11 protein-coding genes and 1 pseudogene are annotated in these 16,648 nt (G+C 36.9%); 1 reads left to right on the plus strand and 11 read right to left on the minus strand.

The genetic code is table 11. The features are described from left to right. Positions 1–139: 139 nt before the first annotated feature. The 3 genes and pseudogenes from AC6I1H_RS04565 to AC6I1H_RS04575 form a co-directional block, all read right to left on the minus strand. Positions 140–1,327 carry an MBL fold metallo-hydrolase gene (locus AC6I1H_RS04565; RefSeq protein ID WP_497740709.1) on the minus strand — a complete coding sequence of 396 codons (1,188 nt, stop codon included), beginning with the start codon at positions 1,325–1,327 and terminating at the stop codon, positions 140–142. Between the two features lie 168 nt (positions 1,328–1,495). Further along, the gene (gene hag, locus AC6I1H_RS04570; protein WP_497739795.1) at positions 1,496–2,326 is read right to left on the minus strand and encodes a flagellin Hag; all 831 of its coding nucleotides are present in this window, start codon (positions 2,324–2,326) and stop codon (positions 1,496–1,498) included. Between the two features lie 448 nt (positions 2,327–2,774). After that, a pseudogene (locus AC6I1H_RS04575) lies at positions 2,775–4,032 on the minus strand (IS110 family RNA-guided transposase). Positions 4,033–4,225: 193 nt separating this feature from the next. On the opposite strand from AC6I1H_RS04575, the gene AC6I1H_RS04580 reads away from it, so the two are divergent. Then, complete coding sequence (locus tag AC6I1H_RS04580) at positions 4,226–5,038, plus strand: IS3 family transposase (protein ID WP_497739796.1); 813 nt, start codon at positions 4,226–4,228, stop codon at positions 5,036–5,038. Here AC6I1H_RS04580 and AC6I1H_RS04585 read toward each other — a convergent pair. The 8 genes from AC6I1H_RS04585 to AC6I1H_RS04620 form a co-directional block, all read right to left on the minus strand. Further along, positions 5,035–6,075, minus strand: coding sequence for a tyrosine-type recombinase/integrase (locus AC6I1H_RS04585; protein ID WP_497739797.1), 1,041 nt, complete (start codon positions 6,073–6,075; stop codon positions 5,035–5,037). The two genes, AC6I1H_RS04580 and AC6I1H_RS04585, sit on opposite strands and share 4 nt — an antisense overlap. Beyond that, complete coding sequence (locus AC6I1H_RS04590; protein ID WP_497739798.1) at positions 6,075–6,839, minus strand: tyrosine-type recombinase/integrase; 765 nt, start codon at positions 6,837–6,839, stop codon at positions 6,075–6,077. The genes AC6I1H_RS04585 and AC6I1H_RS04590 overlap by 1 nt, the downstream gene beginning before the upstream one ends. Beyond that, the gene (locus AC6I1H_RS04595) at positions 6,836–7,885 is read right to left on the minus strand and encodes a site-specific integrase (protein WP_497739799.1); all 1,050 of its coding nucleotides are present in this window, start codon (positions 7,883–7,885) and stop codon (positions 6,836–6,838) included. Before AC6I1H_RS04595 ends, AC6I1H_RS04590 begins: the two co-directional genes overlap by 4 nt. A 9-nt stretch (positions 7,886–7,894) precedes the next feature. Next, a complete protein-coding gene (locus AC6I1H_RS04600; RefSeq protein ID WP_497739800.1) occupies positions 7,895–8,062 on the minus strand; it encodes a hypothetical protein in 168 nt (55 codons plus the stop codon). Positions 8,063–8,290: 228 nt separating this feature from the next. Next, positions 8,291–8,722 (minus strand): IS200/IS605 family transposase, encoded by a 432-nt coding sequence (gene tnpA / locus AC6I1H_RS04605; protein WP_497739801.1) that lies wholly within the window; start codon positions 8,720–8,722, stop codon positions 8,291–8,293. 133 nt (positions 8,723–8,855) lie between these two features. After that, a complete protein-coding gene (locus tag AC6I1H_RS04610) occupies positions 8,856–14,210 on the minus strand; it encodes a glycosyltransferase (RefSeq protein ID WP_497739802.1) in 5,355 nt (1,784 codons plus the stop codon). Positions 14,211–14,944: 734 nt separating this feature from the next. Further along, entirely contained in the window at positions 14,945–15,718 is a 774-nt protein-coding gene (locus AC6I1H_RS04615; RefSeq protein WP_497739803.1) for a TRM11 family SAM-dependent methyltransferase, read from the minus strand. After that, positions 15,706–16,629: a type II restriction endonuclease gene (locus AC6I1H_RS04620; RefSeq protein WP_497739804.1), complete on the minus strand. Its 924-nt coding sequence runs from the start codon at positions 16,627–16,629 to the stop codon at positions 15,706–15,708. The genes AC6I1H_RS04615 and AC6I1H_RS04620 overlap by 13 nt, the downstream gene beginning before the upstream one ends. Between the last annotated feature and the right edge of the window lie 19 nt (positions 16,630–16,648).

Raw genomic sequence — 16,648 nt, forward strand, 5'->3', positions numbered from 1 at the left:
GTTCTCGATGTATATCGCATTGATTTTTTTATGGCGAGCGCTCCAGAAGAAAGCGCGTTATGAAGCAAACCTATACCTTTTCCTTTATAGTGATTAACTTTTCAATCATCATGGCACCGCCGTAATAACAGACCATGACCTATCGACAAGGACATTTTTTGGAGCAAGATATCCAATGACTTTTTATCGCTTCTAATATAACTGGCTGCTTTTGTCGCCTTGAATTACGGCATATTGTGCAATATTTTATTCCAGTTGCATTTTTTAAAAGAGAGTCCCCTGGTCTGTTAATAAATCTACCATCACTTCTTACCCATATAAGAGAATTTTCATATGGATATACCTCATTAGCTACCTGCTTGTATACACATGCATTGTTTTCTGAGCCATGGTGCGGCGCTGTAATAATAGCATTTTTTAGATCTAAATTCTTTAGATTGACACCTCTCAAGTTTGAATCTGAGGTAAAGAGAACGGCCGGATATTCATCGGTTGGTTGGACAAAAAATACTAAGCTCTCGCAATTTGAGGTAGTCAGTGCTAAAAAATCGAGTAGGTTTTCTTTCCTACAATGTTTTATTCGTAAAATCTCCCTTGAATTCAAGGGATTGATGATTTTACAATGACCCTGTAAATGCTTTTGAGAGTTATGACAGAACTCAAACCAGCGAACAGTTATGCCTCTGTTGTATGCCGCCTCCGCAATCCCGCGGATGCGTTCACCAGCTTCTAAAGCCTGCCATAAAAATCTTTTCTGCCAGCTTGACAATTCCCATGTTACAACCCATTTCAACAATTGGCATTTGATATCCTCCCATTCCGGCCAGGTTTCTATGAATTTCAATCCAGTGTCCCAATCTTCAGACCGCCTTTCTTTAAAAGTCATATCATAATCTTCATATTGGCCTACTAATTCATATGATTTTTCTTTCGAAAAAAAATCTCCATAAGCTTCAAACAACGAGTCATCAAGCTTCCGCTCATTGCGTAAAAAAGATTCCCCCATTTTTTCCATTATCCTTGCAGACTGCCTATAAAGTTCTTCTACAACTTCCTCAAACGGTTGATTCAAATGAGGCAAAACAGCAGCCCATCTGCCAGGAAGCCAAATTTCACCACATTCAAGGCCGGATTCAATAAACCCCAAAACTCCATTTGCATGATCAGCATCATTATGAGTGCAGATTAAAATGTCTACATCTTTTCTTTTTGTATACATTTGAAAAATGTTATCAAAGAATTTAGAAGACTTTCCCCCATCTACAAGAACTGAAATAGATCGTGTTTCGAAGAAGAAGGCATCCCCCTGACCTACAGCTAATGCGATAAAACGCGGACTGTTTTAACCAGCTTACCACTACACATTTTTACCACCTTATATAGGCTTAAATCTATCACTCACAGGCGCTTAATAAACAATATATAAAAGGCTGGGTTTTAAAAAAATTAAAAATATGACCCCGGCATTGCCGGGGCCGCTTAAGTCCACCTCGCCTTAGCTCAAAAGCTTTAGGACCGACTGGGGCAACGTGTTTGCCTGTGCCAGCATTGCTGTTGCCGCCTGGCTCAGGATGTTCTGCTTTGTGAATTCCATCATCTCTTGCGCCATGTCTACGTCGCGGATACGTGACTCAGCTGCGGTGAGGTTCTCTGAGGCTGTTCCCAGGTTGTTGATGGTGTGCTCGAGGCGGTTCTGGAGGGCACCAAGCTTATCTCTTTCTCCAGAAACTGTATTTATGGCGGCATCAATAGTAGTCAGCCAAGCTGATATGCTTGCTGAAGATAATGTTGAAGTTGAAACATCTAGACCAGCAACACCTAAAGAAGTGCTAGTCATAATACCTAATGTTAAAGAAATACTTTGACCAGAATTTGCTCCAACTTGGAATTCTAATCCAGTAGTAGCAAATGAACCACTTAGTAACACCTTCGTGTTAAATTGTGTTTGATTTGCTATTCTATCTATTTCTGCATTTAATTGAGTTATTTCTTTTTGTATATTCATTCTATCTTCCGATGTTAATGTATCATTTGCAGCCTGTGTGACGAGTTCTCTCATTCTCTGCAATATAGAATGAGTCTCATTCAATGCACCTTCAGCCGTTTGAATAAGCGATATTCCGTCTTGAGCATTTCTCTGGGCTTGATTCAATCCTCTGATCTGTGCTCTCATCTTTTCACTTATTGCCAAACCTGCTGCATCATCGCCTGCTCTGTTGATTCTGTAACCGGATGACAACTTTTCAAGAGACTTCTGCATTGATGAATTATTGATGCTGAGCTGTCTGTAAGCGTTAAGAGCGCTGACATTGTGATTGATAATCATATAATCATCCTCCCTGATTTTTTATTTTCCCGCTTCCATGCAGGATAATTATTTCGACCGGCCGGATCGAAAATTTCTTTTCATAAATATTATCGAAACAAACATACATAAATTAATGGCGAAAAATGACGTTTTTTTCGCCAGTATTACATGTCTTATGCCATTAAGTCAAATTTAAATATTAATATTGCCTTTTTTCTATCTTTATTTCAAAATTAAACTTTAACCTTATTGATATAAAACCTAAGATATACAATAAAATAACAATATTATCGCTGCCCACTACAATATCACCTCACTTTTTATAATGGATAAAGAAATTCAGACAAAAAAATGACTTCCTTTAAGGTGATAGCTTGAAAAATAACACAACATAAGGTAAAAAAGGGCGCACTAAACCAAGGCCTTTGAAAGCCCAAAAAATTAAATCTCAGTTTTAAGCTATAATTTACGCCACAGAAATATCAGAAGCTTTTATGACACCATTGGAAATCAGAAGTTTCACTGCTTGTTTAATAGCCTTGTCCTTCTGCTTTTCTAATATTTCTTGTGGCATATCAATCTTATACAAATCGCTTGGATTCCATACTTCACCAGTAACAAGCATATGATATATAGCGGTGAGAATCATCCTTGCGATAGCGATAATGGCTCTTTTCTTGCCTCTCCTTTTGCAAATGCGTTCATACTTGATTCTGTAGTAAGAAGATTTATCCGACTTCACGGCTGCATGGACAACTTGCACCAATGCAGGTTTGAGGTAGACACCGGCACGTGTTATACGGACAGATTTCTTCTTACCGGCAGATTCATTATTGCCAGGTGTAAGTCCCCCCCCAGCAGCACAAACCCTTGGAGTTGGAAAACTGAGACATATCGGTGCCAATCTCGGAGATGATAGTGATGGCAGATGTCCTATCAACTCCGGGAATGGTACAAAGGAGTTTGATAGCACTTTCATAAGGTTTAACCATTTTATCAAGCTTTTCATCCAATTCAGCAATGGATTTAGTTACGTATTCAAGATGAGAACGAACCATTACCATACGCTCTTTTTGTTCCCTGGTCATCTGATATCCTTCGATAGATTCAACCACAGCATCCGCTTTTTTCTTCAGTGATTTTTGAAGAAGAGAAGTACAGTAATCCGGGTCGAAGGTATCAGAAGAAATCAAGTAGTCCGTGATGGATGAGGCAGATTTGCCAAACATGTCGGAAACGACAGCATCAAGGGCTACATTACAGACGGTGAAGGCATTCTGGAAACGGTTCTTCTCACTGGTTCTGCAAGAAACAAGTTTAGATCGATAGCGAGTATATTCACGAAGAATACGAATTGGCTTATCTGGGATATAACTACCTGGAACTAAACCAAGGCGGAAAAGATCGCCAATCCACTTGGAATCCTTTTTATCATCCTTATTTCCCTTTACAGCCTTCACCCATTTGGGATTGGCGACGGTAATATGGATAGTATCTTCCAAAAGGTTGTAGATGGGCACCCAATACTTTCCCGTGGATTCCATGCACACATCATAGCAGTTGTTATCAATCAGCCACTGCTTGAACTTGAGGATGGAATTGTTGAAAGTTGAAAACCTCTTTTTAGAGTAATGGGGAATTATCCCCTCTGAAGTAATGAGTGTGGCGACGAGAAAAGTCTTATGCACATCGACACCACAACAAATGGGATAAACAACTTTCATTGCACAGCCTCCTTTGCTAATTTAGTAGTTGAGGAGGAAGACATTGACTGAACCATCACACAATTAACAAAGAGCTAAAACAATGATTAGCTTGCGGTCTTATAGAACCACTTATTTGTGCTTGAAAGATGGTTCTTACACTGGTTAAACTACTGATTTAAGCCGCAAAGAGCAGTCTACGACTCACCTCACCGTGCTTTGTAGTGTATCTTCTCCTCAAGCTAATAATAACAAAGTGGTGAAAGCCGCGCACCATTTTTTTTCATTACTATTTGTGCCGCCAGCGGTAGCGGCGGAATGGAGGTTAAAATGGAAAAAGGAGGCATTAGAAGCTCTTCCTCAACTTCTTAAAGATGGCCGCAGAAAGAGGGATAAAGAAAAAGAGGCATTAAAAAACCATATTCAAGAACTTTACACACAAATCGGAAAGCTTAAACTAAGCTCAACTGGCTCAAAAAAAAATCTGGCATCAAGCTCGACTAGAGCTGAAAGAATTGAACTTGTGGACTTTGAAAACCGGAAATTGCCACTTACGGTCCAGGCAGAACTTCTTTCATTAAACCGTTCAAGTATTTACTACAAGCCTGTACCACCTTCACCTGAGGAAATCGCTATAAAGCACGAAATTGACCGTATATACACAGATGACCCATATATGGGCTCAAGGCCAATTACAGCCATACTCAACCGCAATGGCTTTAAAATCAGCAGGCCAACGGTACAAAAATATATGCGGGAAATGGGGATATCGGCAATCAGACCCAGGCCGAACCTTTCACGCCGTAACCATGAGCATAAAATATACCTTTATCTTCTTCGTGGCATTACGGCAGGCCAGCCAAATCATATCTGGGGCACAGATATAACCTATATTCCCCTTAAGAACGGTTGGCTGTATCTTGTAGCTGTAAACAGCGACTATGTTGAAAAAGAAACTATGCCGAAAAATGTTAGAAGGTGCTGTGTCACTAAGGATTTCTTCGAAAAATTTGGCATAGTTTTTTAGTCAAAGCTATAGAGGCCGGATAATATTTCTGGAGTTTTCCATTGTGGCTTATCGTTGGCGATTTCCGGATTTGATTTGGCTATAGCGTCATGCAGCATATCGACGGTAGCGAAAGCATAAAATGTTTTGGTTGTTGCTTCGCTTTCGTGGCCAAGCAGTTCCATTATGTATGGAAGCGGAATTCCGTTCCGGTATAAATCCATGGCTCTGGTTTTTCTTATCGTATGGCAACCGACTTTTTCAGGAATATCCGAGCAAAGTTCTCTTGCCATATCCACATATTTGCTCAGAATGATTCTGATAGCATCTGTCGTCAATTTATGAGGTAAGTTATCTCTTGTTGAATAAAACAACGGCCTGTTTGAATTCGGTGTTCTGCCGGGATGAAACTCTGCAATGTAATGTTTAAGATGATTGACTGTTTTAGCCATCAGCGGGATGTTGCGAAGCTTATTGCCTTTGCCGCTTCTGACGGTAACAAACGGGCTTGTTCTGTTAAGGTGTAAATCTCTTAACTCCATGTTCGCTAGTTCCTGAACCCTGACCGCCGTATCATACAAAAATATGAGCAGCATCCGATTGCGGCGTTCTTTATCTATGTCGTTCTTCGGCATTTTTAACAGTGTGCTCATCGCGTTTTCAGGAAGGTAATTGACCGGTTTCTTCGCTGATTTCATTCCGTTTATGCTGTCGACCTCATGAAAACGTGCTTCAAATAGAAGGTCATCATCGGAACAATATTTGAGAAATGATTTAATAGCCGTAAGACGCAGACCGCAGGTTTTTGGAGCGAGCTTCCTTTGGGTATTTAAATATGCCATATATTCCTGAACCGTGTTTCTATTAAAGGCTCCAATAGAAATGTTTTTTCGTTTAATGCCTTTCTGCTTTTCGAGATAGTCCACGAAATCCTTTAATGACTGTTTGTAGGCGTCAATCGTATTTTGACTTAGATTGCGTACGTGTGGAAGATAGCTACCGAGGAATTTATGTGCTAATGGCCAAAAATTGCCGTTGTTTCTTTTTGTTCCCGCCATTATCCCACCTCCGGAATCATACTTTCCAGAGCTTTTGTCTTTTCGGAATATACTCCGAAAAATTCGGGGATTTTGTTGAAAGCACGTGAAATTGCCTGACTGCTGTAGGGATCATTATCATTACAGGGAAAGAAATAGGTTCTGCTGGGGTAATAAATGCTGATTTTGCTGTCAAATTCGTCAAGTAATTTTATCAGCTCATTGCTGAGAAACAGCCTGCGGCATTTGCCTCCTTTGGTATTAATGATGTCCGCATAGCCTTGAACGAGATTTACATCATCTGTCTTAAGCAGTCTTGCTTCGCCCGTTCTGACGCCACAGCAATACAAAAAGCGAAAATATGCAGGCAACACCAAAGGTTTACCGGGATTCTCTTTTTGTGGCGTTATCCTGTCACATGTCTCAAAAAATTTTTCAATCTCATCTTCACTGAGGAGATAGGGCATATATTTGGGCACTCTTTTGCTCAAGCCAGTTGAAATAATATATGCATCGTGGTATCCCTGTGATTGAAGAAAGCGGCCAAATTCTCTCAAATATGAAGTGCGGAAATTATGCGTATCTGGATTTTCATGTTCCCCTCTTATGAACCAGCCTTTTATATGCTCTTTTGAAAAATTATTATCGTATCCGTTTGCAGCCCAGTAGTCATCCAAATTGGAGAGATAATATTCTGCTGTGTCGTATTTAAAGCCCTGTGAGCGTTTAAATTCCAGAAACCGTTCTATTTGAGGGCCGATGCTGCTTGTCAAGTTCCTTTTCATCTCAGCGCCTCCTTAACCTTTGCTGGAAGCGGCAGGCAGCAGCCAAGAAGTTTTTCGCGGTCTGTCGAGAGATAAAGCTTTGTTGTATCAGGATCCGTATGCCCCAGGAGAGATGAAATAGTTTGTATTGCAACACCCTTTGAAAGCATCTTGGAAGCTGTATGGTGCCACAAAAGATGTAATCCCTTCCGTTGGTTTCCTTCGCGGATGCCGGCCAAGGCAAACACCTTTTTGGTTATGGCATAACATGACGAGTGCCCTTCAAGCGGCCTGTATGGCACATCATAACGCAGAAAAAGTTTCGGACTGCTTGATTTTGGCCGGTCATTCAGCAGATAGGTCATTATTGCACTGCCAACAACAGGTACCAGTGGGAGCATCAATGGAGTTCCTGTTTTCCTTTGAATAACACTTATGGTATCGTTTGTCCAATCAATATCTTTGATTTCCAGGTTGACAATATCAGACGCCCGTAAACCTGTCAGCATCGAAAGCAATATGATTGCTCTGTCTCTTGACGCAACAAGCCCTGAATCAATTATGCGCCATAAAGCCGATTCCTCATCTTCGGTCAGCGTCGGAATAATAGGCCTGCTTCTTCTGGCCTTTGGGACACATGGCAAAAGGTGACTATCTTTATCAGCAAATTTCAGGAATCTTTTCAGGCCGTCAATTATGATATGCATCCCTCTGCGGCTCCATGTTTTCGACATTTCAGCGAAAAAACCTGGAATAACCCAATGAGGAGCATCGTCTATTGATTCGATACCAACGCTTTCAAGATAATGAAGAAACCTGTATGCAATAAAGAGAGCACAATATGTTGTTGAATCACCGATATTTTCTGTTTTCAGGAATTGTTCAAATCCAGAATAGATTTCATCGCTGTACTTCGAGCAAAACGGTTGCTTCTTGCTTTTTTTGTAGATTTTAAAAACAAACGTTCCATTAGCAAGATAGTCTTCCAGCAGTTTTATATATCTTGTTCGTAGCCGGACTTTTTCTGAGCTGTACTGACCAGTACTTTCATTAAGCGTATCGTTCACAAATGCACCTTACAATTCCAGAGTCAGTCTGTTAGTACTCATTTGTTTTGATAGATTGAGCAGCTTTTTGAATGGACGCCGGTACATGCTGATGGTTGATTCCATGTAACCCTGCTCGTGCATGCTGTCGAGCAAGTTTTCAATAAGTTCTTCGAGATTTAAATATTCCATTATCAAGCATATCCCCTTTGCATAATTATTTTGGTAATCCAAAATAATTATACCGGATATATGGTTGCTGCAAACAATTGAACCACCCTGCACTGAAGTGCAGGGAATTATTTGCGACTGAAAGTCGCTTTTCAGGCTGAAGCCAGCTTAAGAACCTGATTGAAAATCATACTATAAACTTAAGTTTACTGAAATGCCCTCTTGCTTAAGCAAGCTGAAGATAATGACTGAAACTCATTCCGTTATCTTAAAGATTTCTTCAATGTTTTCATTTCCTTGTCCTTCTATATACTGTTTTATCATTTCTTCTGTCACTGTCCCAACTGTTCTGCAAAAATATCCTACCGACCATAGAGGTTGACCCCAGTACCTCCTTCGTAACTCTGCAAATTCTTCTTGCATTATCTTTGATGATCTTCCCTTTAAATATTGCATTATTTTACATGGTGCAAGTGTAGGCGGACAGGATATTAGCATATGTACATGATCGCTTCCTATGCCACCACGGATAATTTTAATTCCTCGTGCCTCGCATCCTTGCTTTAATAGTTCCCTTAGTCTTTCAGCTATGTTTTTTGTCAATACTTTATATCTGTATTTCGTTGTCCATACCACATGATACTGTATATCATATACGGTATGACTTCCTTTTTTTAGATCTCCCATTCAGTATCACCCCTATCTTAGATTATACAGATGATACTGAAGTATCTGCAAGTCCTGAAAGGATTTACGGGCTGAAAGCCCGTGGGTTTAAACCAAGCGTTTATTAACTAAAAAATGTTGATCGCTATCATATTTATATAACCATCTCTGCAAGATCTATTTCAGGATATAACTCTTTTACCATCAAATTTACTTCTTCAGCTTCACCATCTCTTCCCATAGCCTTATAGATTTTATATATCAACGTATAGTTATCAGCGTCCAATTTATCTATTTCATAAGCTCTGGCAGCAAAGGATAATGCTTCATCAAACATGTTCTTATCCATTGCCTTTTGAGCAAGGTATCTGTAGACTTCAGGATTCTGGCTGTTTAAACCAGCAGCTTTAACATAAGCTTCTATTGCCAGTTCCTCCAGGCCGTAATTTATCATCATTTGCCCGTATCTTTCAAAATCTTCTCTTGCAAATTGCGGGACATACAGGTTTAAGACAGTATTATACAAATCATATTCTTTTATCTTAATGAGGACATCCAGCAGATTGAAGAAACTGTCCTTGACATCATCATATTTTGCTCTCATTTCGCCTATCATCGTCATATAGAGCTTCTTATCCGATGAATCTGGTATCTTCCACAACAATTCCTTTGCCTTATCAATATTTTTCGATATCATATGGCATAAAACTTCATGGTATAGGGCTTCTTCCTTAGCTTTGCCAAACTCCATCTCAAAATACTTTATAGCATTCTCATAGTCATTCATACCAATACATGCCAAACCTCTTAAATTATTCAACCCTTCAATGTCTATATTTATATTTTCGAGATATTCCTTTGCAATATCGAATCTGCCCACATTCATATAAAGCTTTGCTAGGATTGCATAGTTTACAGGAGACTTTTTATCTACATATTTGTCAAAAAACTCTTTTACATCCTCGGGCTTTTCATTTTTCACAAAAATATCAAAAAGCTTTATAAAGACCTCCTGGTAATTTGGATTTTCCTTCAATATCTCCATATATTCTTTTACAGCATCATTTAGGCGGTTCAATTTTTCATAACAGATGCCGATCATATATCTTGCCCTATAGCTGCCTGTCCCGCCCATGGTTACAAATATGCCGTTATATTCACCCATGGCAAGGCATTCTTTAAACATTTCAATAGCTTTTTCATACCTTTTTTGATTTATATAAATCATGCCTTCCAAGAATTTGAAATCCGGCACATCCATATAATATGCCTTGGCGTCATTTATAATCTTCAGTGCCGTGTCATAATCCTTCAAAGCCGTGTATGTTGATATTAAATATCTCAAAAGCCTCGTGGCGGCATATGAATTTACATCCATACCCTTTGTGGCTATCAATAGATGCTTCAGTGCCTTATGATAATCCCCGGCATTGAAATACTCCACCGCAAGGTTGCCATGCTGGAACTTATCCTGGGGGTGTTCCAGGAGATATTTTAACAGGATATTTATATATCTTTCGGTCTTTCTCTTTTCGATCCTGGTTTCATTTAAATAGCCATAGTGCAATATCGTAATGTCAGCATTTTTAAATACCGGGACTCGGTCATCTTCAATATTTCTGAGATTTTCATGGATGGGGTAAATGTATTTGAGTTTGCCATTGTTTCTAAAGATCCTAAAGTTATAATGTATCTCTTTCATGCCGTTAGAAACATTGGTGCCACCGTAGTTTACAAACTTCAATATGTATGCTTCAACCGTGTCATCATTCAGCAACGGTCGTATTTTTCCCACATCTTCTTTCTTTATTTCCTCATCGGCATCAAGGAAAAGTATCCAGTCACTCTTGGCATTTTCTATGGCAATATTCCGGGCCTTGGCAAAATCATCTTCCCACTTCACATGTATAATCTTTGCACCAAAGCTTTCTGCTATCTCCACTGTCTTATCCTTCGAGCCCGTATCCACCACCACGATCTCATCCACAATATCCTTGACACTGTTTATGCAACGGGCGATATTTTTCTCCTCGTCCTTTGTGATGAGGCAGAGGGAGAGGGTATTTGATGTAAGTTGAGAATATTTAATGGGTTTAACATCAAGATAATTGTATATTAATACATCTTCAAGTTTATCTATTGCTTTATCCCATGTAAACTCTTTTATTGTTTCCAAACCATTTTTAATAAGTTTCATTCTTAATTCTTTATCAGTCAAGAGCTTTATTATATTCTCAGCAATGCTGTTATAATCCCCTACTTCGGACATCAAACAATTATATCCTTCTATTGCATATTCACTAACCCCGCCGTTTTTTGTGGTAATCACGGCACACCCCGAAGCCATGGCTTCCAGAGGTGGCAGCGGACATACCTCATAATGTGAGCCGCAAATATAAATATCGGCATTTCTATATAGCTCCGGTATTTTATCCTGGGGTGGATTTATTACCAGATTAATATATTCAGGACAATTTCCCGGTTGGGTCTGGGTAACCCATATTACATCAAAGTCGTAACCTTTATTTTTAACAATGTCAAAAGCCTTTAAGATATCCTCAAATCCTTTGAATTTAAGCATCGCATTGCCGACAATTATTATCTTTATTTTATCGTTCTTTTTATCAAAAACATAATGGAACCTTTCATTGTCTATTGCATTTTTAATCACTGTGCAATTCCTACTATATTTTTTTTGTATAGTTTCACTTAAAAACTTGGATACGGCTAAAAACTTACTTTCAGAATATAAATGGCTATCAGTAACAGCCTCCTTTAAAACAGCATTTTGTTTGCTGTCATCAAAAAGGAATTCGTCTCCTTGGATTAAAAATAAAGTGTTATCTAAATTATTTATCTCATACCATTGATTCCAAAAAGTATATATAATAGCATCGGTGTTTTTTATATATCTTAATATATTATCATTTATATTTACTTTTTGTACATTCACCTTTAAATCAAACCAATCCGGATTGCCATAATGACTAATGGCATCTATTTCATGGCCCCTATCATGCAATCTATTTATTTGTTCATATATAATCCTCATGCCACCCGTTACACCGTTCACTATCGGTAAATACGTAATCTTTAATTTATATTTATTCTCTTTGAAAATCTCTGCGCACTTTTTTACTAAATCATCATGGTTTTTTAGTGTTATGTATCCTTGAGAAACAAAGTCACACAGAGATTGTCGAATTTCCTTTAACTTGACATCATTTACTTTGTCATACATCTTAATAGCTTCCAAACAATCGCCATTTAGCAATAATATATCTCCATATAGCAAGCTATAATTATCGTTATTAAACGGTTTTACCTTTTCTATATGATATAGTGCACCATTTACATCTTCTAGTTTAAGATATATCATTGAATAAATATAATTAAAAACATCAGTGTAGTTTTCAATAAAATTCTTATCTAATTTACTTATTTCTAACAATGCATCATCATATTTACCGTCTATGATCATTGTAGTTATACGGATATATTTACTTGTTTCGTTATCTAACAATCTAATCTTATTATTGATGTTTTTGACCGAATCATTTATTATCATAGGCCATAACTGTTTATTTTGATTTATATCTTTCAGACTATGCAAACTACTCATGTCGCCATCTATAACGTTCTTGCCTTTTTCTAAATCAGTTTTTTTCTCAATATTTATTAACAGCATAAAATAATTTATTATATCGGTTATATATTTGTTAAATATATTTTTTTTCATTTGGTTAAACTTGTTGATAAAAAATAACGCACGCTGAGTAAGATTAATCGGATAATTAATTACTGCCAAATCGAAGGCTTTTTTTAGATCTTTTAACGCATAATCAAATAATTCCCTTTCTGCCATAGCATACGCTCTTTCAATCAGTGCAGAAACCTTTAAACTCTTATCACCGGGGTGTTCATCTATTTCTGGGAAAATTTCCCCTAGGCGGATATCTTTATAAACCTTCTCCATGATAATTTTTTCGTATTGTTTTGCGGCTACAACAACATTATCATGGGGTATAGGATTATCTTTTGATCCTCTGACTTTATTATGTTGCCTATAGGTAACAGTCGGTATCAAAATACAGTCACTTTCAAAATTTCTTGTCAATCTTATCCACATATCATAGTCCTGGGTTCTAATTAATCGTTCATCCCACTTACCTACCTTCGAATAACATTGTTTTTTTACTATTACTGAACCACCGTGAAATGGACAGTTGTGGAGTTCATTCTTTAAAATATCCTTTTTATCGACTTTAGATGGTTCCCAAACAAGTAAAGGCACCGTGTTACTAGAATCTGTATACACTGCCCCGGTATGCAATATATCTACTTTCGGATTCCTTAGAAAATGTCTCATCTGTACTTCCAGTTTGCGGGGCAAAGCCGTATCATCATCATCAAATATCCAAATATACTCACCTTTGGATATTTTTATACCTTCGTTTATGGCAAAAGGTTTACCATGGTTTTGTTGATAGAAATATTTAATTTGTCCCTTTTCTATGTACGGTTTTATTTTTTCATGGGTTCTGTCTATTGAACCATCATCTATGACTATTAACTCAAAATTTTTATATGTTTGTTTTAATAAACTGTCTATTGCTTCGTTTATATAGGCTTCTCCATTATATGTAGGTAAAATGATAGAAACCATACCTGCATTGCCTAAAGGTTCCAGAGGATGTGGTGGAAGAAAATATTCTTGCATAGAAATATCATTATTTATTGGCTTGTCTTCTTTTTTATCGTTGTAAAACCAACACAGTATCCATTCATCAGGAATATAAGTATTCCAGTGGATATCATTCTCATCTATGCCGACACTTTTTAATAGCCCTATTATTTTGTCTGTATTAAATATATGCAAGTGATCGGGTGAAGGAATTCTATATCCCCTCGGCACACTGATTATAATTATCCCATTGTTTTTACAAACACGTCTAGCCTCATTTATAACCCTCTGGGGATTTTGTACATGCTCTAAAATTTCTGCCATTATCACTGTATCAAAAGAACTATCCGGAACAGAAAGATGATTTGCATCATCAACTTTAAAAAAGCAATCCCCCAAGCCGAAATCCCATATTTTATATCTGGCTAGCTCAATGGCTACAGGATCCAAATCAATGCCGAAAAGCCGATGCCCATACATCGATATATATGATGACAAGTCGCCATTACCACAACCGATTTCGAGTACATCACCTTTACATAAAGAGGCAGTCACAGTAAATCTCTTTTTTTCATTTTGATTTCTATTTCTTCTATAGTTGGCCCATTTATTATGAAACCTATCATCAATGATAGCATTAAAAATGTCATTAGGAACCTGAATATTATCATTACATTTACATGACTTTCTATATTCATTCAGATAAAGTTTTGAAACTTCATTATTTCCAACCGAGGCATTAAGTAATGCCAAATCCTTCAAAATTGATGGGTCATCATTTGAATTTAACATAGCTAACTTTTCTTTTAATAAGACTTTTATCAAGTCGTTCACCTCAACTATGAAGATATTTATCTAATTATGATCTACAAACTAGATTATTGGTCTATGAGTTTAACTTATCCTTTTAAATCTATGCCGTTTTTTATCTATGCCGGTTTTTGATGGCTTCCATGCATTTGATCTGCAGCCTATCTAAAAACGGAATTTTAATAAAATCGTCTTTTCATTTATAAAATATCGCTATATATCCAAATAAAATTAATGGCGAAAAAAAACGGATTCCCCTTTTTTCACCTGATTGTTGCACAATAAATAAAATTTACCCTCATATTTATCTTTGTTTTATACTTATCTAATTTCACTCTCATATTGCCTTCGTAGCCTGTTTTTAAAGCTTGCGTAATTGGAAAAGGTTACCTGGTCATTACATTGCAAATTTGTATAACATCTTATAATATCGTGTATTCACAAGGTTATGGTATTTTAAAGTTGTTCCCAATGAAAAGCCATTGATATTATTTCTTAAGAATCTGATAAAACATTAAAGCATTACAACCATGGAGGTTACACTGTAATGAGCCGAAATATTAGATTTAAAAAAAATTCGCGAAAAAGACTGATCCTTCATCATAATCAATTAGGATAAATACTCCCCCTTTGAATATTTTTCCGTAATGAAGAGCTGTAGTCTTCATATCTACTACCTCTATACTAAAATAATACAACCTACAATACATCAATGTTGTTCTCATGTCACCATATAATCTTGAACTTTCCTATAATCCCATACTATATCTAACCCTGCTTAAATCCTCGCCTTTTTTGGGTTTTCTGAAAATAAAGAGGTGTTCATGCATTATCATGTAAAAATTGTATTTTTCAACCCGACTTTCCCAGTATGGAGTAGATTTACAATTATGCTGAACTTTTATAATATCCTCTTTCAATATAAATCCATTTTTAAGAAAAAGATTCATTACATAAAATGCAAGGGGCACATAATGGTTGCTCTTTCTGGTATCTCCTATTAAAATTGCGCAGTACTTATCTTCTTTCAATACCCTGTATAACTCCATTACCCCTTTTTCCAGTTCATCGCAAAATTTTCTAACTCCCGATATATTTGATAAGTCCCCATCAATACCATTTGAATATTTTATGATATTCAAATACGGTGGATGTGTTATTATAAGATCAATACTTGCATCACTGATTTCGCTCAGGTTCCTTATGTCACCTGTTTTTATAGTCGGTTCATATTTATAATCGCCTTCAAAATGCAGATTCTTTTTTGCTATTTCAACAGCATCTTGATTTATGTCGTATCCAATTCCGCGCCTGTTTAATATTTTCGTTTCTATGAGAGTTGTCCCGCTCCCCACCATAGGATCAAGGACTACGTCCCCTTCGTGGGAATATCTTAATATAACATTTCTAGGTATCTGTGGTGCAAAATTTCCCCGGTATTTCCCGTTATGTGTCTTCCAATGGCCCCTTTCAGGAAATGACCAGACGGTGGTAATCTCTTTTTTAAAAGCTATATCCTCCATAAAATTTCCTCCAGTAACCCTGTGCGGACAAAATGAAGGTTTAGCAGATATTTAACCTTTTCAAACCCTTTATGCAATTGATTTTTCTGTTCTTTCCATCCAATACCGTCCGTAACCCATATGAACTCAAATCCATTTTCCTTTAATTCATTTTGCCTTTCTATATAAGAATCGACGATTTCCTGAGGTTTTGAACCTGACCCTGAGAAAAAATTCACTTCGATGTTGATGACTTTATTAGCATTTTTAATAATAATAAAATCTGCTTTTCTATTTGCTATCGAAGGTGTTACTTTGATACCATACTGTTTCTCCAAATACTTAAAATTCTTTTGAAATAACATTATGTATGACGATTTATGTTTTGAAATTATGCCTTCAATAATAGGCTTTAAAACCAATTCCATGGCATTGCCGCTTCTGTTTTTCCTAGCATTAGTGTCCATGCCAACTTCAACACCTGTCACATAATCCTGGATGCTTTTCGATGATATCTCAAGAAAGAATTGTTTTAATCCCGTTTTATCAAAAAATTCCACAATTTCGTCTATATCTTTAGATGATAATTTCTTTTTACCAAAATCGTAATTTACTATATCAGAATTTTCATCGATAAAATTTTTAACAACCTTTAACTTCTGTTCCCGTATTGCAATTAAAATCGGAATAGCCGGGACAACCTGAGGATATTTTGTTAATATGTTTCTTAAGTCAGATTCAAAATCTTTACTACCAATCAGGGTATTTAAAATGTTCAATTCGATTTTATACTTTTCTACATTCTTTTTGATCTTAGGCCAATCCACGAAAAAGTTATAACCTCTGTTTGTATCTATTAATGTGTCATGAAATCTGTTTATAACATCTTCCACATCATTGACCTTTAATATCTCAAAATATACTGAATCCATTTTGCTCCCCGCCTTTTAT

It is taken from the genome of Biomaibacter sp. TOL (genome assembly GCF_059717795.1).